Origin of the sequence: Pseudomonas sp. B707 (assembly GCF_022496685.1) — a bacterium.
In the GTDB taxonomy this organism is placed as follows: Bacteria; Pseudomonadota; Gammaproteobacteria; order Pseudomonadales; family Pseudomonadaceae; genus Aquipseudomonas; species Aquipseudomonas paraglycinae.
Genome location: NZ_WTVE01000031.1, coordinates 64,825 through 85,333 on the forward strand (window position 1 = coordinate 64,825; position 20,509 = coordinate 85,333).

The window sequence follows — 20,509 nt, forward strand, 5'->3', positions numbered from 1 at the left end:
GCTGGAAATCCGCACAAACCCTGCTGTACTGAGCCAAGGCTCCGGAACGGAACCTGTCGTAAGTCTGCAGGGACGCACCACTCGATGCAGTCTCGATAGCAAGCCTATCAAGGACTCTGTCATGTCTCTTTTCAAACGTTCAGTCACTGAGTTGTTGGGTACGTTCTGGTTGGTGTTGGGCGGTTGCGGCAGTGCGGTCATCGCCGCGTCTTCGCCTTTGGGAATCGGCGTGCTGGGGGTGGCCCTGGCGTTTGGTCTGACGGTGCTGACCATGGCATTTGCCATCGGCCACATCAGCGGCTGTCACCTCAACCCGGCCGTGTCGGTCGGTCTGGTCGTCGGCGGTCGGTTCCCGGTCAAGGAACTGCCCGCCTACGTCATCGCCCAGGTGATCGGCGGGATTCTGGCAGCGGCCCTGCTCTACCACATCGCCAGTGGCAAGGAAGGATTCGACATCGCTGCCGGCCTGGCCTCAAACGGTTACGGCGAGCACTCGCCGGGCAAATACTCGATGGCATCCGGCTTCGTCACCGAGCTGGTGATGACCGCCATGTTCGTGGTGATCATCCTCGGCGCTACCGACAAACGCGCCCCGGCAGGACTGGCACCGATCGCCATCGGCCTGGCCCTGACGCTGATCCATCTGATCTCGATCCCGGTCACCAACACCTCGGTCAACCCGGCCCGCAGCACCGGCCCGGCGCTGATGGTTGGCGGCTGGGCCATCGCGCAGTTGTGGATGTTCTGGGTCGCGCCGCTGCTCGGTGCGGTCGTCGGCGGCGTGCTCTATCGCTGGCTGGGCAAGGAAGACAGCTGAGGGTGTCGGCGAGGATCAGGCTTGCCGATACGGCAAGGCGCTCCTCGCCTCTTCGGCATAGGCCAGTACACCGGCGCGCTCCTGGTGCAGGAAGTCTTTGACCGCGGCTTTTAGACCGGGATGGCGCAGGTAATGCCAGGAATGGGTGATCACCGGTTCGAAGCCGCGAATCAGTTTGTGCTCGCCTTGGGCACCGGCATCGAAACGTTGAAATCCATTGGCAATCGCATAGTCCATGCCCTGATAGAAACAGGTCTCGAAGTGCAGCCGGTCGAACTCGGCCAGGCATCCCCAGTAGCGCCCGTAAAAACTGTCGCCGCCCACCAGACTGAACGCCATCGCCACCGGCCGTGAGCCCTGCCGGGCCAGCACCACGCGGATCGATTCCGGCATGCGCTCGGCCAGCAGGCTGAAGAATTCGCGGGTCAGATATGGTGCCTGCCGACGCACCGCGTAGGTGTTGGCATAACAGGCATAGACGAAATCCCACTGCGCCTCGTCCAGCTCGCGGCCTTCCAGCCATTCGAACTCGAAGCCCTGCCCCGCCACTTGCTCGCGCTCTTTACGCATCTGCTTGCGCTTGCGCGAGGCAAGCACGTCGAGGAAATCCTGAAAGTCGCGGTAGCCGCGATTCTGCCAGTGGTACTGACAGCCGATGCGTTGCAGCCAGCCCGGCTGCTCGGCCATGGCGGCATCGGTGAACGCGTCGGTGAAATTGATGTGGGCGCTGGAGAGCTCTTCGATTTCCAGATACCCCGGCAGGCTCTTGAGCAGCTCGAATCCGTCCTCGACATTCGCTGCCAGCAACCGTGGACCGCTGACCGGACTGAATGGCACCGCGCTCAAAAACTTGGGGTAGTAATCGATGCCGGCCCGGGCGCAGGCATCGGCCCAGCCGTGATCGAACACGTATTCGCCGTAGGAATGCCACTTGCGATAACCGGGCAATGCGGCGATCACACTCCCCGCTTCGACGTGCAGCAAATGCTCCGCTTGCCAGCCCGTGTGCGGGCCGACGCTGCCGCTGTCCTCCAGCGAAGCCAGAAAGGCATGGCGCAGAAACGGCTGGTTTTGCGGGACCAGAACATCCCAGTCGGACGCTGGAATTTCCGACAGTTTGTGCAGACGTTGCAGCGGCATTTTCCTCTCCACTTTCGGGCGTGAACGCCCGGCGAGTATCGCTGATTGGCCGGGCGTTGCCCACGTTCGATTGCACGACAGCGCTCTAGATCAATAGTTCACGGCAGTTTTGTACCGTCATCAACCTGCCATCATCGTGCCACTGCTCTGTCATAAACCATCGCGATACTGGCGCCTGTTTTTAGAGCGCCGGGTTCTACCCCGGACACTGTTTTCCGACCGTCAAACCGTCGGTTGTGCCCAGGATGGTTCAGCCATCCCCTTCATCTTCGGAGATTGCTATGCGTCTTGCTTCCACGAAAACTGCGGCGGCCCTGTGCGGTGGCCTGTTGCTGGCCATGAGTGTACCGGCCAGTGCCGCAGTCGACGCCAAACTGCTCGACATGCTCAAGGCTAACGGTTCGATTTCCCAGGCGCAGTACGTTGAACTGCAAACTGAACTGGCCAAGGATCAGAAGGCCCAGCAAATCGCGCAGCAGGCGCAGCAAGAGACCAACGAGCAAATCGCGGCGACCGCGAAGAAAACCAACGAGCTCAGCAGTTTCGACCAGAAACTGGCCTGGGCCGCCAAGACCCAGTTCAAGGGCGACGTGCGTATCCGTCAGGAAACCATCAAGATCGATGGCGAGCCGAACAACGGCGGCCGCGACAAGGATCGTCAGCGCATCCGTGCCCGTCTGGGTGCCTACACCGAGATCAACCCGCAAGTCGACACCGGCATCCGTATCGCCACCGGCGGCGGCGACGACGCCCGTTCGACCAACCAGGACCAGGACAACTACTTCGACAAGAAGCAGATCTGGCTCGACCTGGGCTACATCGACTACCACCCGGATCAGATCAAGAACCTGCACATCATCGGCGGCAAGATGCTGCAACCCTGGGTGAGCATGGGCGACGTGATCTGGGACAGCGACATCAACCCGGAAGGTCTGGCCGTTACCTACAAGTATCCATTGGGCAGCAGCGTCGAACTGTTCGGCAGCCTGGGTAACTACAACCTCAAGGACAACGTCGACGGCGACGGCGTGCAGTTCCGTCACGACCTGCGCCTGACCGCCGGCCAATTGGGCAGCCGCTTTGCCATCACCGACAACCTGAAACTGACCCTGGGCGGCAGCGTCTACGCCTACCAGAACGACGAAGACAGCCGTTGCACCGGCACCTCCACGCCGTGCGCCCTGGCCGTCAACGGCAACTCGGCGAACAACGAATTCCGTCTGTACGAAGGCTTCAGCCAGGTCGACATCGGCGGCCTGCCAATGCCGCTGTCGTTCTACGGGCAGTACGTGAAGAACAACGATGCCGTGACCGATCAGGACACCGCGTGGCTGTTAGGTGCCAAGTCGAAAGTCTTCGGCCTGAACCTCGACTACAACTATCGTGACGTGCAGCGCAACGCTGTGGTCGGCGCCTTCACCGATTCGGACTTCGCCAACGGCACCACCGGTTCCCGTGGCCACAAGTTCAAGGTCGGTTACGACATCGACAAGAACTTCGCCATCGGTGCGACTTACTTCCTGACCAAGGCCGACTTCTCCAGCCGTACCCAGCGTGATGCAGACACCAACACCCTGCAGCTGGATGCGGAAGCAAAGTTCTAAGCAACCCGGCGCCAGACTTCAAACGATGGGTTGGACATCCGGTTCCATCGTTTGAAGAGGCTTCAACAGACTGGCGCGACCTCAGCGATCCCCATCATCCGTTCGCTGCGGCCGCGCCAGTCTGTGTTTTCAGGGACTATCCTCGCGCCGCAGCTGTGCCAACTGTTCGGCCAACGCGTCCACGCCCTCTTCAGGCTTTTGCGGCATTGCCCGCAACGTGGCCTGCATCAAACGCATCTGGCGAATGAAACGCCGGCAATTGCGGCAGAACATCAGGTGATGACGCACCATCAGTTTCTCGCGAAAGCTCAACTGGCCATCGAGATAATCGCTGGATCGCGCCACTTGCTCCTTGCAGGTCAACATTCTCCCGTCTCCTCAAAATGCTCCACGGTCGCAAAGACCTTCAAACGTGCCCGATGCAGCAGCACGCGGACATTGGAGAGCGAGATCTCCAGAAGATTACAGATCTCCTCCAGCTCCAGGCCCTGGCGTTCGCGCAGCAACAGCACGCTGCTTTGCAGTTCCGACAGGCTCAACAACGTGTGCTCGAGGCATTCACGCAGCTCGCCTTCCGTCAGCAACGCTTCAGGCGTGTCCTGGTGCCAGGCAAACGGTGCAACCAGCCAGTGGCCGTCGCCGGGAGAAAAACGATCATCGTCGATGGTGCCGTGGGGTGACGGCAGATCATCCAGCAACACTTCGCGACGATTGAGTTTGTAGCGGCTCTTGGCCGAGTTGGCGGTGATGGTCAGCAGCCAGGTCTTGAGACTGGAGCGCCCCTCGAAACGGCCGATATTACGCACCACCGACAGCCAGGCGTCCTGTACCACTTCTTCGACATGGCGCTGGCCGACAATCGCGTAGGCCACCGCGCGCATGGGGCTTTGATAGGTGCTGACCAGCTCCTTGAAAGCCTTCTGCTCACCGGCGAGCAGCCGCTCAAGCAATCGGGTGTCGTCAACTGCCATCCATCAATCCCCTGTTCCTGACTTCGAAAATGATAGCGGCAGGACTTCGCCTGCCGCCACTTTCGAAAATTACAGCGTTCGCGCCGATTCGGATGTAGGAAACGTCAGCGCGATTAAGAGGAAATGAACCCGATTTTAGCGTTTACGCAGAATCACACTACCAATCGAGTAACCGGCACCGAACGAACTCAGCACCGCCAGCGAGCCGGCCGCCAGATCGTCCTGATATTTGTGGAACGCAATCACGGAACCGGCGGAGCTGGTGTTGGCGTAGGTGTCGAGAATCACCGGGGCTTCTTCTTCGGTGGCTTCGCGACCCAGCAACTTGCGCACGATCAGGTGGTTCATGCTCAGGTTGGCCTGGTGCAGCCAGAAGCGCTTCACGTCACCGACGTTGAGCTTGTTCTCTTCCAGATGTTCGCCGATCAGCTCGGCGACCATCGGGCACACGTCCTTGAACACCTTGCGGCCTTCCTGCACGAACAGTTTGTCGCGGGCGCCGATGCCCTCTTCCGCTGCGCGGTTGAGGAAGCCGAAGTTGTTGCGGATGTTGTTGGAGAACTTGGTCAGCAGTTTGGTGCTGACCACGTCGAACTGGTGTTTCGACGTTGCCAGATCGGCGCGCTCGATGATCACGGCAGTGGCGGCGTCACCGAAGATGAAATGGCTGTCGCGGTCACGGAAATTCAGGTGACCGGTGCAGACTTCCGGGTTGACCATCAGGATCGCCCGAGCCTGGCCAAGTTGCACGGTATTGGCGGCTTGCTGGATGCCGAAAGTCGCCGACGAGCAGGCAACGTTCATGTCGAAACCGAAACCCTGGATGCCCAGCGCTTCCTGGACTTCGATGGCGATGGCCGGGTAGGCGCGCTGCAGGTTGGAGCAGGCGACGATTACACCGTCGATGTCAGCGGCGGTCTTGCCGGCACGCTGCAGGGCTTGCTCGGCAGCGCCGATGGCCATCTGGCAGAGCACCGACCATTCGTCGTTGGAACGTTCCGGCAGACGTGGCGCCATGCGCGCAGGGTCGAGGATGCCATCCTTGTCCATGACAAAGCGGCTCTTGATGCCGGAAGCTTTTTCGATGAACGCGGCGCTGGACTCGGTCAGGGCCTGGACTTCGCCGCTGGCGATGGCGTCGGCGTTGTCCGCGTTGAACTGGGCGACGTAGGTATTGAAAGACTGCACCAGCTCTTCGTTGGAGATGCTGTTGGCCGGGGTATACAGGCCGGTGCCGCTGATGACGACGTTATGCATGGTCGTTTCTCTAATCTGTTCAGGCAGAAAGTGCTGGCACCGACGTGCCAACACGCAAAGGGTCCATTCCCGTATAAGGGACGCAAAAACCTGGCATCGCTTTATTCCGTTGCGCGGCCCGGCGAAGGCTCTGGGACGCGAAAACGGCATTTATGGTGGCGAAGTTTGCCATAACCGTGGCCATTTGGCGTCTTTCTCAAGATCGACGCGCAATGATCGTTCCCACGCTCCTGCGTGGGAATGCAGCCCGTGACGCTCCGCGTCACTGGACGCGGAGCGTCCCCGAAGGCATTCCCACGCAGACGGTTCGACGCCTCGACGTGGGAACGATCAGTGTCACTGTTCGACCTGGCTCCACTGCTTGTTCAGCCGTTTGTCGGAGATCGGCACTTTCGTCCCCAACTGTTGGGCGAACAGCGAAACCCGATACTCCTCCAGCCACCAGCGATACAGCTCGAGCTGCGGATCGCGTTTGCCTTCCTGCGCATGTTTGGCGGCGCGGGTCTGGTATTGCGTCCAGAGCCCGGCGAGTTCGCCGCTCCACACCCGATCCTTCTGCACCTGCGCGCCCAGTTTCTCGAAACGCTGCTCGACGGCTTTCAGGTAGCGCGGCAACTCCTTGAGCCAGAGCATCGGCGTTTCCCGCACGAACCCCGGATACACCAGATGACTGAGCTGCTGTTTGATGTCGTTGAGCGCCACCGCCTGAGCCAGGTCGATCTTGCCCTTGAAGCGTTTTTGCAGGCCGTGCCAGAGCTTGAGGATTTCCAGGGTCAGACGTGCCACGCGCTCGGCGTGCTCGGTCCAGCTGCCACGCTTGCGCTCGGCCAGTGCCGCCAGTCCTGCGCCGTCACGCGGCAACGGGTCTTCGCCGTCGAGAATGCAGCTGTCGAGGCTGGCCAGCAGAATGTCTTCGACCAGTGCATCGACCCGACCCAGTTCGCGGTAGAGCAGGCCCAGTTCGGTCAGGCCCGGCAACTTGCCGCGCAGGAACTTGGCCGGTTCCGCCAGTTGCTGCATCAACAGACGTTGCAAGGCGCGGCGGTGCTGGAACTCGGCTTCGGCCGGGGTCGAGAAGCGCCCTTCCTTGACCGTGCCGCCCTCTTCCACCAGCGCCGGATAGACCGTCATCGACAGCCCGGCGATCTTCTGCTGAGTCTTTTCCGCCACCGGCGCGAAGACCTTGGCCTCCACCGGTTGCTGACTTTTCGCACTCTGCGGCACGGCCAACGCGGCCTGGCTGGCTTCGGCGAAACGTGCGGTCAGTTCCGCCAGATCCCGTCCTTCGCCAAGGAACTTGCCCTGGCCGTCGACGATTTCCAGGTTCATCCGCAGATGGCTTTCAACCTGCTGCGCCGCTTCGGCCCAGGCCTCATCGCTGACCCGCGCGCCGGTCATGCGCAGCAGTTCGCGGCCCAGCGCTTGCGGCAACGAACCTTCGGCAAACGTCATGCGTTGCAGCGCGGCCTTGATGAAGTCCGGCACCGGCACGAAGTTCTTGCGCAGGGCCTTGGGCAGGTTGCGCACCAGCGCAATGCACTTGGCCTCGATCAGCCCCGGCACCAGCCATTCCAGGCGCTCCGGCGGCAGCATCGGCAACAGCGGCGCCGGCACTCGCAGGGTCACACCGTCGCGCGGGTGATTCGGTTCGAAGTGGTAACTCAGGGCCAGTTCCAGATCGCCGATGTGCAGCGTGTCCGGGTAATGCTGGGCGGTGACTTCGCTGGCTTCGCGGGCCAGTACGTCTTCCTCGCGCATGATCAGCAGTTGCGGGTCTTTCTGGCTGTTGACCCGATACCAACTGTCGAACGTCGCGGTCTGGTGAATTTCCGCCGGCAGCCGCGCGTCATAGAACGCGTAAAGGGTTTCCTCGTCGGCGAGAATGTCCCGGCGACGGGCCTTGGCCTCCAGTTCGTCGAGCTGTTCGAGCAATTGCTTGTTGGCGGTCAGGCACTTGGCCCGGGACTGAATCTCGCCCCGCACCAGACCTTCACGAATAAACAGCTCGCGCGAAACCACCGGATCCACCGGGCCGTAATGCACCGGTCGACGACCGACCACGATCAGGCCGAACAGGGTGATCTGTTCGAACGCGACGACCTGGCCGCGCTTCTTCTCCCAGTGCGGTTCGAAGTGGTTCTTCTTGATCAGGTGCCCGGCCAGCGGCTCGATCCAGTCGGCGTCGATCTTCGCCACCATCCGCGCGTAGAGCTTGGTGGTTTCCACCAGTTCGGCAGTCATCACCCACTGCGGGCGCTTCTTGCCGATGCCCGACGACGGGTGAATCCAGAACCGCCGTTGACGGGCGCCAAGATAGTCGCCGTCCTCGGTTTTCTGGCCGATCTGGCTGAGCAGGCCGACCAGCACCGCTTTGTGCAGCTTCGGATAATCCGCCGGCTCTTTATTGAGGCTCAGCTGCAAATCGCGGCAGATCAGGCTCAACTGCCGATGGGAATCACGCCACTCGCGCAGGCGCAGATAATTGAGGAAATTCTTCCGGCACCAGTTGCGCAGCGGACTGGCGGTCAACGCTTGGCGCTGTTCTTCGAAGCCACGCCACAGATTGACCAGCCCGGCGAAGTCCGAATCGGCGTCCTTCCACTGGGCGTGGGCCTGGTCAGCGGCTTGCTGACGCTCCGGCGGACGCTCGCGCGGGTCCTGAATCGACATGGCGCTGGCGACGATCAGCACTTCCTGCAGGCTGCCGAGCTTCGCCGCTTCCAGCAGCATGCGGCCCATGCGCGGGTCCACCGGCAGGCGCGCCAGTTGGCGACCGAGCGGGGTCAGCTGACTGTTGCGATCCACCGCCGACAATTCCTGCAGCAGGTTGAAACCGTCGCTGATCGCCTTGCCGTCCGGCGGCTCGATGAACGGGAAATCAGTGATCTCGCCGAGGCGCAGATGGAGCATCTGCAGGATTACCGCAGCGAGGTTGGTACGCAGGATTTCCGGATCGGTAAATTCCGGGCGACCGAGGAAATCCTCTTCGCTGTACAAGCGCACACAAATGCCCGGCTCGACCCGGCCGCAGCGACCTTTACGCTGGTTGGCGCTGGCCTGGGAAATCGCTTCGATCGGCAGCCGCTGAACCTTGGCGCGGTAGCTGTAGCGGCTGATGCGCGCGGTGCCGCTGTCGATCACATAACGGATGCCCGGCACGGTCAGCGAGGTTTCGGCGACGTTGGTTGCCAGCACCACACGACGACCCGGGTGCGACTGGAAAATCCGCTGCTGCTCGGCCGGCGACAGGCGCGCGTACAACGGCAGGATTTCCGTGTGTTTGAGCTGGGCCTTGCGCAGCATGTCGGCGGCGTCGCGGATCTCGCGCTCGCCGGGCAGGAACACCAGCACGTCACCGGGACTGCGGCGCTCGCTACGCTCGTAAGCGGCGATTTCGTCGAGGGTGGCGAGGATCGCCTGATCGACGGTCAGGTCGTCCTCGACACGGTTGCCCTCTTCGTCCTGCTCAAGCGTCAGCGGGCGATACCAGGTTTCAACCGGGAAGGTGCGGCCGGACACTTCGACAATCGGCGCATCGTCGAAATGCCTGGAGAAACGCTCCAGATCGATGGTCGCCGAGGTGATGATGACTTTCAGGTCCGGACGACGCGGCAGCAGGGTTTTCAGGTAACCGAGCAGGAAGTCGATGTTGAGGCTGCGTTCGTGGGCTTCGTCGACGATGATCGTGTCGTAGCGTTCGAGGTAGCGATCGTTCTGGGTTTCGGCCAGCAGGATGCCGTCGGTCATCAGTTTGATCAGGGTGTTCGAATCGCTTTGGTCTTCGAAGCGCACCTGATAGCCGACCAGTGCGCCCAGCGGCGTGCCGAGTTCTTCGGCCACCCGGCTGGCCACGCTGCGTGCTGCGATCCGCCGAGGTTGGGTGTGGCCAATCAGACCATGCTGGCCGCGACCGATTTCCAGACAGATTTTCGGCAACTGGGTGGTTTTACCCGAGCCGGTTTCGCCGGCGATGATCAGCACCTGGTGCTTTTCCAGGGCCTTCTTGATTTCGTCACGCTTGGCCGCGATCGGCAGGCTGTCGTCGTAACGGATCACCGGCAGGCTGGCCTTGCGCGCCAGCACCTGATCGCAGGACGCCTGCATCCGCGCCACCCACTGGGCCAGCTTGGCCTCGTCGGGTTTCTTGCGCAGCTCAAGCAACTGCCGCCGCAGCCGGTGGCGGTCGGCGAGCATGGCGTGATCGAGGTTTTTCAGCAGTTTGTCGATGGAGGGCGATTCGTCGGTCATCGGGTACGCAATTCGGTCGTCTAGTGGCGCAAGGACGCGATTGTCGCAGAAAAGCAGCTACAAGCGGCAAGCTACAAGCCGCAAGTTGAAAGCGGCGTTTGACTTGAGGCTTGTAGCTTGCTGCTTGCGGCTGCTTTATTCGTTATCGAGGCCCTTTCGCCGATACGGAAAGACGTCGATGACTTTCCCCTCCCGAATCGCCTCCTGCAATCCCTTCCAGTAATCCGCGTTGTACAACTCGCCATGCAGCTGATCGAACAATTTGCGCTGCGCCGAATCGGCAAACAGGAACGGCGGAAACTCCTCGGGGAACACATCCAGCGGCCCGATCGAATACCACGGTTCGGAGGCCATTTCGTCCTCCGGCGTGCGCGGCGCCGGGATGTGGCGGAAGTTCGCTTCGGTGAGAAAACAGATCTCGTCGTAGTCGTAGAACACCACCCGACCATGGCGGGTGACGCCGAAGTTCTTCAGCAGCATGTCGCCGGGGAAGATGTTGGCCGCCGCCAGTTGCTTGATCGCCAGCCCGTAGTCCTCCAGCGCTTCGCGCACCTGGGCTTCGTTGGCGTTGTCCAGATACAGGTTGAGCGGAGTCATCCGGCGTTCGGTCCAGCAGTGGCGGATCAACACCGTTTCGCCTTCCAGCGACACCGTGGACGGCGCGACTTCCAGCAGTTCCGCCAGGCACGCCGGCTCGAACTTGCTCAGGGGAAACCGGAAGTCGGCGAATTCCTGGGTATCGGCCATGCGCCCAACGCGGTCGACACTTTTCACCAGTCGGTACTTCTCGATCACTGTGGCGCGGTCGACGTTTTTCGACGGCGAGAACCGGTCCTTGATGATCTTGAATACGGTGTTGAAGCCCGGCAGCGTGAACACGCTCATGACCATGCCGCGTACGCCCGGCGCCATGATGAACTGGTCGTCGGTGTTGGCCAGGTGATTGATCAGGGCCCGGTAGAACTCGGATTTACCGTGCTTGTAGAAACCGATCGAGGTGTACAACTCGGCGATGTGCTTGCCCGGCAGGATGCGCTTGAGGAAGCCGATGAACTCGGCCGGCACCGGCACATCCACCATGAAATACGAACGGGTGAACGAGAAGATGATCGACACGTCGGCTTCGTCGGTGATCAGAGCGTCGATCTGAATCCCCCGCCCCTCGCGGTGCAGCAGCGGAATCACCAGCGGCCATTGATCGTCGTTGGTGTAGATGCGCCCGACCAGGTACGCGCCCTTGTTGCGGTACAGCACCGAGGAAAACAGCTCGACGCTCAGTTCCGGATCCTTGCACACCCAGTCCGGCAGATTCTCGCGCAGTTGCGCTTCCAGGCGATGCAAGTCACCGGGCAGATCGGCGTAGGCCTCGTTGAACCGGTAATCGGCAAAGATGCTCGCGAGCATGCCCGATATCTGCCCTTGCGGTTTATAGGTGCGGGTTTGCGCGGCGCGGGCCCGACGCAGGCTCGGGCGGGTGGTGTGGATGAACATGCAGCCGTCGCTGATCAGGTCGTGGCTGAACAGGCCGCAGAAAATCGAGTTGTACCAGGTCTCGGACAGCTCATCGTCGAAGCGCAGGTCGATGATGCTGATGTAGGCACTTTTCACCAGTGGCCAGCAGGTGACGTCCATCAAGGTGTCCGGCTCGAAATACTCGCGCAGGCGGGCGACAGTTTCACCGACCTTTTCTTCGTAGAGGTTGATCCGCGCCGCCGACGCGGTTTGCGTGTCCTGCCAGCGGGCCTGCTCGAAACGCTCCCGGGCGCCGTCGGTGATCCGCCGGAAATGCTCGCGGTAATCGTCAAAGCCATCGAGGATCAGACGGGCGATGTCGGTGGCTGGCCATTGCTGCGGCATAGATGAGACCTCTGCGGGAATTGGAGAATCTGTGCTCGAAGGCCTGAGCTTAGCCACGGAAGCGGGCGCAGGAGAAGCGCAATTTCTGCCAAATCCTCTTGCGGCTTGTACAACGACACAGTTTTTATCAAAGTTTTTTTAATCGACCGTTCGGTCAATAAACACCCACTTCGGTTCCCCCCACCACTGGGCGCCAGCCCGCGTCTTCTCTGGGTTTCGGATCCAATTCAGCGGCGACATCTCTAGCCCGCGCTTTTGCCCGAGTTGTTCATGCCTGTCCATTCCCGTCAGCGACTGGCCTTACCAAGATAATGGCACTTTGATATACATCCCGCCATCACCCGCCTCACAACAAGATCCTCGGCTCACGAGGACGACCTCTCCCCAAACGCCCAAGGAGCACATTGATGTCTATCCGGAATCTGCGCATCGGTTTGCGCGCCAGTTTGTGTTTTGCCGTTCTGGCCAGTCTGCTGGTGGTGGTTGGCCTGTTCGGTCTGGGCCAGATGAAAACCCTGCGCGAAAGCGCGGCGGTGATCGAAGAGTCGTGGATGCCCAGCATAGAAAGCATCCATGACGCGGCGGCGAACATCGCCAGCATCCGCCTCGAATCCCTGCGCCTGATCACCAGCACCCAGGCTGCCGTTCGCGAACGCAGCAAGGGCCTTCTCACCGCGCAACGCCAGGAATTGCTCAAACGCCTCGACGACCACAAAGCCCTGATCGCCAACGATCAGGAACGGGCAATGCTGGATAGCCTGAGCGCCGATACGGCCAAGTACCTGAGCATCCTCGACCAGATCATCAAACAGCTCGACGCCGGACAAAGCGAACTGGCCTACACGCGCCTCAACAATGAACTGGCGCCCCAAGGCAGGGTACTCGACAAAACGCTGGAGCAAATGATCAACCTCAATCAGCAAGGTGCGGATACCGCCGCCAAGTCTGCTGCGGCGATGTATCAGCAGGCGCTTTGGATCGTCGCCACAATCATCGTCATCGCCCTGATTGCCACTTTGCTGCTGGCCTGGTTGCTGACCCGCAGCATCACTGCGCCGATCAATCAGGCGCTGAACGTGGCGCGGCGGATTGCTTCGGGAGACCTCAGCGGTCGCATCGACAGCGAGGGTCGCGATGAAGCCGCGCAGTTGCTCACGGCGCTGGCCGAGATGCAGGGCAACCTGCGCTCGACCATTCGCGGCATCAGCGAGTCGGCCCAGCAACTGGCCTCCGCTGCCGAGGAAATGAGTTCGGTGATGGAGCAAAGCACCCGCGGCCTGCAACAGCAGAATGACCAGATCGAACAGGCTGCCACTGCGGTTACCGAGATGAGCACGGCCGTCGATGAAGTGGCCGCCAATGCGGTGTCCAGTGCCGAAGCCTCCGAAGCCTCGAACGAGGACAGCAAGCATGGGCATGTGCAGGTCAGCGAAACCATCAGTTCGATTCAGGAACTGGTCAGCGCGGTGCTCGGTGCATCCGAACAGGCCGAGGGCCTTGCGACCCAGGCCCAGGACATCAGCAAGGTTCTGGAAGTGATTCGCGGCATCGCTGGGCAGACCAACCTGCTTGCCCTGAACGCCGCCATTGAAGCCGCGCGGGCCGGCGAGGCTGGACGTGGTTTTGCGGTGGTTGCCGATGAAGTCCGCTCGCTGGCCCAGCGCACGCAGAACTCCACCGAAGAAATCGAGCTGATGATCAGCAGCATTCAGCAAGGCACCAGCGCCACCGTCGGCGCTTTGCAAACCAGCGCCGAGCAGGCCAGCCACACCCTGCGCCGGGCCAACAGCGCCGGCCAGGCTCTGGAGAAAATCACCGCGTCGATCTCGCAGATCAACCAGCGCAACCTGGTGATCGCCAGCGCCGCCGAGCAACAGGCGTTGGTGGCCCGGGAAGTCGACGAAAACCTGGTGACCATCCGCGATCTGTCGACCCAGACCGCTGCCGGCGCCACCCAGACGTCTGCCGCCAGCCAGGAACTGTCACGGCTGGCCGTCGACCTGAACGGATTGGTGACGCGCTTCGTGATCTGATCAGACAATTAAATGCCCGAATAGCGGTTGCCATCGCCGGGGCCCTCGGCAACACTCTCGTCCCGATCAAGGAAGGAGTGGCCCGTGAGCCCTGTCGATATTTTCCGCATGTTGTCGCTGGCTGCCATCTGGGGCGCGAGCTTCCTGTTCATGCGCATCATCGCTCCCGCGATCGGTACGGTTCCGACCGGATTCTTCCGCGTTTCCATCGCCGCCGTCGGCTTGCTGGTCATCCTCGGGCTGATGCGCATCAGCTGGGATTTCAAAGGCAAGCTCAAGACCGTGATGATGCTTGGCGTGATCAACTCCGGCGTTCCGGCCACCTTGTATTCAGTTGCCGCCCAGGTGCTGCCGGCCGGTTATTCGGCGATCTTCAACGCCACCACGCCGTTGATGGGCGTGTTGATCGGCGGGTTGTTCTTCAGTGAAAAACTGACGCTGGCCAAACTCGCCGGGGTGTTCCTCGGCCTGCTCGGGGTGGGCGTGCTGACCCGCGCCGGCCCGGTCGCGTTCGATCTGCCACTGTTGATGGGCGCCGTTGCCTGCCTGCTCGCGACCACCTGCTATGGCTTCGCCGGGTTCCTCGCCCGACGCTGGCTGGATCAGGCCGGCGGGCTCGACAGTCGTCTGTCGGCGCTGGGCAGCATGCTCGGTGCGACCCTGTTCCTGTTGCCGCTGTTCGGATACAGCGTCATCACTCAACCGCCGGTGAGCTGGGGTGGCTGGAATGTCTGGCTGTCGCTGCTGGGCCTGGGTCTGGGCTGCACCGCGTTTGCCTACATCATTTACTTCCGCCTGCTGAGTTCCATCGGGCCGGTGAAGTCGATGACCGTGACCTTCATGATTCCGCCGTTCGGCGTGCTGTGGGGGGCGCTTTTTCTCGATGAGCCGCTGTCGATGGCGCACGTGTATGGCGGGGTCTTGATCGCGATTGCGCTGTGGCTGGTGCTGAAACCCGCCGTGGTGAAACCGGCAGAAATCACCGCCCGCTGATTCGCAGATGCACAAAGGCCCGGGAGTTTCCTACCGGGCCTTTTTCATGCGCGGCGGTTACGCCGATTTACGGAACACGAACACCAGACCGACGATGATCAACAGCATCCCCAGCACGCTCAACGCGGCCAAGCGATTGCCGAAGATCAGATAGTCCATCACCGCCGTCACGGCCGGCACCAGATAAAACAGGCTGGTGACATTCACCAGATTGCCCCGGGCGATCAGTCGATACAGCAGCAACGTCGCCAGCACGGAAACCACCAGCCCCATCCACAACACCGGCACGATGAAACCGGCGCTGTGCTCGAAGTGGAACGGCTGAAACGGCACGAAGATCCCGCACAGCAACAGCCCCGCCAGATACTGCACCGGTAGCGTGCCGAGAGGGTTGTCGGTGATGCGCTTCTGCATGATCGAACCGAAGGTCATGCTCGCCAGCGCCAGCAGCCCGAACAACATTCCCGCCAGCGACATCCCGGCCAGACCGATGCCCTGGTAAACCACCATGATCAACCCGGCCAATCCCAACGCCAGCCCAAACATCCGGCTCGCCGAGCGCTGCCGCTCCATGATCACCACCGTGAGAATCGGCTGCACGCCCATGATGGTCGCCATCACCCCGGGCGTGACTTTTAGATCCAGCGCCAGCAGATAGAAGATCTGATAAGCCCCCAACAGCACCACGCCGGTGGCCATCGCGTACAGCATCGGTTGGCCGCCCTTGGGCAATTTCAGCTTGAGCAATGGCGCCAGCAGTACCAGCCCGCACAGGGCGATCACAAAACGGATTAGCAGAAAGGCAAAGGGCGAAGCGTGGGCCAGCCCCCACTTGGAGAAGATCGCCCCGCTGCTCCACAGCAGAACGAACAGGCTCGTGGACGCCGCCGCGAGCGCGGACTTTTTCGAAAGGACAAACATGAATACCACCTGTAGTCAGGCAAATAGCCAACTCAGCCGAAGCTGAAATTCAGTAGGTTTTTTCAGGCGGGCACAGGGGTCAGCAGGAAACGCTGATCAGCCCGAAACACCAACGCCCGGCGGTGATACGACTGCGCACACCGGCGTGCTACTGACAGGTGGAGGGTAATGACTGATCTGCACAGGCTGCTGATTCCCGCACGGCACGACGCCAGCGTTGACCGCTGAATCGACTACCGCGTTGATGAGGGATGCAGGCATCTGGGCTGATCTTTTTTGAAGGGTTGAAAGGTGAGTCGTGGGACTCACGAGCGCCGACTATAACCAGCGCGGGACATGGATTGCAACGACTTGGACAAAGGGCCAGTAGCGACAGGCAGGAGGCAGGCGCATAGGCTCGTTTGCAATTGCAACGACCATTGATGGGGGACATGGAATGCGCGAGATCAAATGCCAAGGGAACGGAATCATCTGCGGTATCAGTTGTACAAATCGCAAGCCAGGAAGCTTGCCCGCCTTGCCACGACTCAACTCCAGATTGACCTGGAGATGGCTGGCCCCACAACGCTTGACCTTTCGAAAGTACGTTTCGAACCCATCGACTCGTTGGCACTGAGTGCTTTTGAGTGTTGGGAGAGCCCACATTTTTCATGGGAAGAAGTCATTGGATGGAAAGCGCGCGAACCTCTCGCTCTCGACATCGCAATCTGGTTTGAATCTGAACTGTGCGGACTTTGCTTCGCCAACCCGAATAAAAGTCGACAACGCATCCGAATCGTACGACTGGAGGGGCGGCCAAGAGAAACACATCCATTGAAAAACCGTGTTGCACCGCTATCCGTTCTGGCAATTGAGCAATACGCCCGCATCATTGGCAGTAGCTTGATCGAGGCTCAAGAACCATTCCAGGGAGCAATACCAATTTACGAACAACTCGGCTTCGGTTTGGATAACGAGGGTCGCCTTGTCAAAACAGTAGGGAGCCTAGTATTGTGAAAAAAGCTCAAATATTGATCAACCAAGGTGGGAATATGCGCAAAGAAATAAAAAAATCCCCCAGGAAGAAAAAAGCGCATGCAATAAGGGGTGAATCTGATCCGGCGGTTCTGACAGCCAGTCAACGACGGCTCTTACAGATCATTGCAACCGGCACCGCTATCGATGAACCAAGCTTACTTGCTGGCCGTCCCTGATTCCGAAAACAAAAAACCGCTCAAACGAGCGGTTTTTTATGCTTTTAATTCCAGCCTCAACCAAACAGCCAATACCCCAGCAACGTCAACACCACCACCGCCAGCACCGGCCGCATTACGCGGTAGGCCTTCGGATTGCGGCGTTTCCACTGTTTGACCCCACCGCTGAACTTGTCGCTGAAGTTCTTGCTCCACGCGTAAGCCTGGTTGATCCCGCCGACGCGCTCGTCGTCGAGGTTCTGCGGTGCCGTGGCACGGCCCAGCCAGGCGCTGATGAAGCGGTTGATGCGGGTCATGAGGCGATTGCTCAGGGGACGCTCGATGTCGCAGAACAGGATGACGCGGGTCTTGTCGGTTTCGTTCTTGACCCAGTGAACGTAGGTTTCGTCGAACATCACGTCTTCACCGTCGCGCCAGGCGTAGACCTGACCGTCGACGAAGATCCTGCAGTCGTCGGAGTTCGGCGTCGACAGGCCGAGGTGATAACGCAGGGAACCGGCGAACGGATCGCGGTGCGGGTTCAAATGGCTGCCGCCCGGCAACAACGCGAACATCGCGCCTTTGACGTTGGGGATGGCACTGACCAGCGCCACGGTTTTCGGGCACAGGGTTTCGGCCGAAGGCAGCGGTTTGTCGTACCACTTGAGGTAGAAACGCTTCCAGCCCTTCTTGAAGAACGAGCCGAAACCGGCGTCGTTGTTCTTCTCGGCGGCGCGAATATAACCCTCGTCGAACAGGTGCATCGCCTCGTCGCGAATGGTTTCCCAGTTATCGCGCAACACGTCCAGTTCCGGAAACTTGCTGCGGTCCAGATACGGCTTGGACGGCACGCCGGAGAACAGGTACATCAAGGCGTTATATGGAGCGAACAGCGCCGAGTGGTTGACGAACTGACGCAGCACCGGCAAACGCGCCTTGCCGCGCAAATGCACGTAGAGGATGCTGCCCACAAACAGCAGCAACACCGACACCTTGGCGGCTAACGAAAAGGTCATCAACAACTCCTTGAAATAAGACAACGCCACGCCATGCCATTTACCCGAGATGGCGGCCGGCCATGATAAACACTACCGGCTCCGGGAAAAACCCGCCCGACTCAAGATTCAGTGTTAAGAATTGCGCAACAAAGCACTTCTTAACATAACGATCCTGAACCTTGGCTGACCTGAATCAACGCGCCCTTACTGCTGGTTCTCCTGATCGGTGAACAGATCACTGAACAGCATGCTCGACAGATAACGCTCACCAGAGTCGGGCAGCACCACCACAATGGTCTTGCCCTGCATTTCCGGCGTCTCCGCCAGACGCACCGCCACCGACATGGCCGCACCGCAGGAAATACCGCACAGGATCCCTTCCTCCTGCATCAGGCGCAGGGCCATGGCCTTGGATTCGTCGTCCGTCACCAGCTCGACCCGGTCAACCATCGACAGATCAAGGTTCTTCGGCACGAAACCGGCGCCAATCCCCTGAATCTTGTGCGGGCTCGGCTTGATTTCTTGACCTGCCAGCGCTTGGGTAATCACCGGCGAAGACACCGGCTCCACCGCCACCGACAGAATCGGTTTGCCCGCCGTATTCTTGATATACCGCGACACGCCGGTAATGGTTCCGCCGGTGCCGACGCCCGCCACCAGCACATCGATGGCGCCATCAGTGTCATTCCAGATTTCCGGGCCGGTGGTTTTTTCGTGGATAGCCGGGTTGGCCGGGTTATCGAACTGAGCGGGCATGAAGTATTTGCCCGTGTCACTGGCTACAATTTCGTTGGCCTTTTCAATAGCGCCCTTCATGCCTTTCGCCGGCTCGGTCAGCACCAGTTCGGCGCCCAGCGCCTTGAGCACCTTGCGCCGCTCGATGCTCATCGAGGCCGGCATGGTCAGCAGCAATTTGTAACCGCGAGCGGCCGCCACGAAGGCCAGACCGATGCCGGTGTTGCCGGAGGTCGGCTCGACGATGGTCATGCCCGGCTTGAGTTTGCCGCTGCTTTCGGCGTCCCAGATCATGTTGGCGCCAATCCGGCACTTGACCGAGTAGCCCGGGTTGCGACCTTCGATCTTGGCCAGAATGGTCACGCCACGGGGCGCGATGCGGTTGATCTGCACCAACGGCGTGTTGCCGATGGAATGGGCGTTGTCAGCAAAAATACGGCTCATGGCTGGGTCCTTGTGCAGCGTTGAATTCAGCCTTCCAAGGTAAGCCTGTTGCCCGTGTCAGTCCAGTCGGGCCGAACGTCTGCGGCAGGCGGCAGTCAATCGCTTTACATCGTTCGGAATTTGCTGCCATGAAGCGTCGCTACCGTTGGCCATTGTGGATTTTTGCCACTGTTGTGGTGTTGCTGGTCGCCCTGCACATCGCCCTGCCCTACCTCGTGCGCGACTATCTGAACGACAAGCTGGCCAACATGGGCGACTACCGCGGCCAGATCACCGACGTGGACCTGGCGCTCTGGCGCGGAGCCTACAAGATTAATGGCCTGAAAATCGTCAAGGCCGACGGCAAGGTGCCGGTGCCATTCGTCGATGCGCCGGTTATCGACCTGTCTGTCAGTTGGCACTCGCTTTGGTACGACCATGCTGTCGTGGCACAGGTGAAATTCTTTAAACCTCAGGTGAACTTCGTCGATGGTGGTGCCAACAAGCAGAACTCCCAGACCGGTCAGGGCACCGACTGGCGTGAGCAACTGGGCAAACTGTTGCCTATCACGCTCGACGAAGTGCAGATCAGCGATGGGCGGATCAGCTTTCGCAACTTCAACTCCAAACCACCGGTGAACATGAATGCGACCAATATCGACGCCAGCATCTTCAACCTGACCAACGTGGTCGACACCAAGGGCAAACGCGACGCCCGCTTCGAGGGCAAAGCCCTTCTGCTGGGCCATGCGCCGCTGGAAACCACAGCCACCTTCGACCCGTTGAGCAATTTCGAAGATTTCGAATTTCGCCTGCGGGCCCGGGATATCGAACTCAAGCGCATGAACGACTTCGCCTCGGCCTACGGCAAGTTCGACTTCAACGCCGGCCACGGCGATGTGGTCATCGAAGCCGCCGCGACCAAGGGCCAGCTCAAGGGCTACATCAAACCGCTGCTGCGCGACGTCGACGTATTCAACTGGCAGCAGGATGTCGAGAACAAGAACAAGGGGATCTTCCGTTCGATCTGGGAAGCACTGGTCGGCGGCACCGAAACCGTGCTGAAAAACCAGGGCAAGAACCAGTTTGCCACCCGGGTCGAACTCAGCGGCAGCGTGCACCAGCAAGATATCAACGCGTTCGAAGCGTTTTTGCAGATTTTGCGCAACGGATTTATCCAGGCCTTCAATGCCCGGTATGAACGGCCGAAGCCGGATGCCGGATAGCGCGCTTGCTCAACTCGCTCTCGGCCGAAACTGAGTCAACATGTGACGCCCCATTCAGAGACTGAATAAGCCGTCTGCGTTCACAGTCGACCGGGCCGCGCGTTATAGTCGGGC

16 protein-coding genes are annotated in these 20,509 nt (G+C 60.4%); 7 read left to right on the plus strand and 9 right to left on the minus strand.

From position 1 onward, the window contains the following. Positions 1-121 precede the first annotated feature (121 nt). A complete protein-coding gene (gene aqpZ / locus GQX66_RS19240; RefSeq protein WP_240870527.1) occupies positions 122-817 on the plus strand; it encodes an aquaporin Z in 696 nt (231 codons plus the stop codon). 15 nt (positions 818-832) lie between these two features. Here the strand turns inward: aqpZ and GQX66_RS19245 are convergent, their stop codons facing one another. Beyond that, a complete protein-coding gene (locus GQX66_RS19245; RefSeq protein WP_240870529.1) occupies positions 833-1,957 on the minus strand; it encodes a GNAT family N-acetyltransferase in 1,125 nt (374 codons plus the stop codon). Positions 1,958-2,238: 281 nt separating this feature from the next. On the opposite strand from GQX66_RS19245, the gene GQX66_RS19250 reads away from it, so the two are divergent. Continuing rightward, positions 2,239-3,561 (plus strand): putative porin, encoded by a 1,323-nt coding sequence (locus GQX66_RS19250; protein ID WP_240870531.1) that lies wholly within the window; start codon positions 2,239-2,241, stop codon positions 3,559-3,561. A 129-nt stretch (positions 3,562-3,690) separates the two neighbouring features. Here GQX66_RS19250 and GQX66_RS19255 read toward each other — a convergent pair whose 3' ends face one another. The 5 genes from GQX66_RS19255 to aceK all read right to left on the minus strand — a co-directional run bounded on the left by GQX66_RS19255 (position 3,691) and on the right by aceK (position 11,894). Beyond that, positions 3,691-3,927 (minus strand): zf-HC2 domain-containing protein, encoded by a 237-nt coding sequence (locus GQX66_RS19255; protein ID WP_085747188.1) that lies wholly within the window; start codon positions 3,925-3,927, stop codon positions 3,691-3,693. Then, complete coding sequence (locus GQX66_RS19260; RefSeq protein WP_085747189.1) at positions 3,921-4,532, minus strand: RNA polymerase sigma factor; 612 nt, start codon at positions 4,530-4,532, stop codon at positions 3,921-3,923. Before GQX66_RS19260 ends, GQX66_RS19255 begins: the two co-directional genes overlap by 7 nt. Before the next feature lie 135 nt (positions 4,533-4,667). Continuing rightward, entirely contained in the window at positions 4,668-5,789 is a 1,122-nt protein-coding gene (locus GQX66_RS19265; protein ID WP_064594196.1) for a beta-ketoacyl-ACP synthase III, read from the minus strand. Positions 5,790-6,125: 336 nt separating this feature from the next. Continuing rightward, a complete protein-coding gene (gene hrpA / locus GQX66_RS19270; protein WP_240870533.1) occupies positions 6,126-10,037 on the minus strand; it encodes an ATP-dependent RNA helicase HrpA in 3,912 nt (1,303 codons plus the stop codon). A 135-nt stretch (positions 10,038-10,172) separates the two neighbouring features. Then, positions 10,173-11,894 (minus strand): bifunctional isocitrate dehydrogenase kinase/phosphatase, encoded by a 1,722-nt coding sequence (gene aceK / locus GQX66_RS19275; RefSeq protein ID WP_129972836.1) that lies wholly within the window; start codon positions 11,892-11,894, stop codon positions 10,173-10,175. Positions 11,895-12,301: 407 nt separating this feature from the next. On the opposite strand from aceK, the gene GQX66_RS19280 reads away from it, so the two are divergent. Further along, positions 12,302-13,927 carry a methyl-accepting chemotaxis protein gene (locus tag GQX66_RS19280; protein ID WP_129972837.1) on the plus strand — a complete coding sequence of 542 codons (1,626 nt, stop codon included), beginning with the start codon at positions 12,302-12,304 and terminating at the stop codon, positions 13,925-13,927. Between the two features lie 84 nt (positions 13,928-14,011). Further along, the gene (locus GQX66_RS19285; protein WP_240870535.1) at positions 14,012-14,920 is read left to right on the plus strand and encodes a DMT family transporter; all 909 of its coding nucleotides are present in this window, start codon (positions 14,012-14,014) and stop codon (positions 14,918-14,920) included. A 57-nt stretch (positions 14,921-14,977) separates the two neighbouring features. Here GQX66_RS19285 and GQX66_RS19290 read toward each other — a convergent pair whose 3' ends face one another. Then, positions 14,978-15,841, minus strand: coding sequence for a DMT family transporter (locus GQX66_RS19290; RefSeq protein ID WP_169429295.1), 864 nt, complete (start codon positions 15,839-15,841; stop codon positions 14,978-14,980). Positions 15,842-16,291: 450 nt separating this feature from the next. Between GQX66_RS19290 and GQX66_RS19295 the strand changes: the two genes are divergently transcribed. Beyond that, positions 16,292-16,837: a hypothetical protein gene (locus GQX66_RS19295; protein ID WP_039772608.1), complete on the plus strand. Its 546-nt coding sequence runs from the start codon at positions 16,292-16,294 to the stop codon at positions 16,835-16,837. Further along, positions 16,834-17,034, plus strand: a complete 201-nt coding sequence (locus GQX66_RS19300; protein ID WP_102685988.1) for a hypothetical protein — start codon at positions 16,834-16,836, stop codon at positions 17,032-17,034. The genes GQX66_RS19295 and GQX66_RS19300 overlap by 4 nt, the downstream gene beginning before the upstream one ends. A gap of 56 nt (positions 17,035-17,090) precedes the next feature. Here the strand turns inward: GQX66_RS19300 and GQX66_RS19305 are convergent, their stop codons facing one another. Together GQX66_RS19305 and cysK are read right to left on the minus strand one after the other, a co-directional pair. Continuing rightward, positions 17,091-18,029: an aspartyl/asparaginyl beta-hydroxylase domain-containing protein gene (locus tag GQX66_RS19305; RefSeq protein ID WP_085747194.1), complete on the minus strand. Its 939-nt coding sequence runs from the start codon at positions 18,027-18,029 to the stop codon at positions 17,091-17,093. A 186-nt stretch (positions 18,030-18,215) separates the two neighbouring features. Then, complete coding sequence (cysK, locus tag GQX66_RS19310) at positions 18,216-19,190, minus strand: cysteine synthase A (RefSeq protein WP_085747195.1); 975 nt, start codon at positions 19,188-19,190, stop codon at positions 18,216-18,218. A 128-nt stretch (positions 19,191-19,318) separates the two neighbouring features. Between cysK and GQX66_RS19315 the strand changes: the two genes are divergently transcribed. Beyond that, on the plus strand, positions 19,319-20,395 hold the full coding sequence (locus GQX66_RS19315; protein WP_240870537.1) for a DUF748 domain-containing protein: 1,077 nt from the start codon (positions 19,319-19,321) through the stop codon (positions 20,393-20,395). The last annotated feature ends 114 nt before the right edge of the window (positions 20,396-20,509 follow it).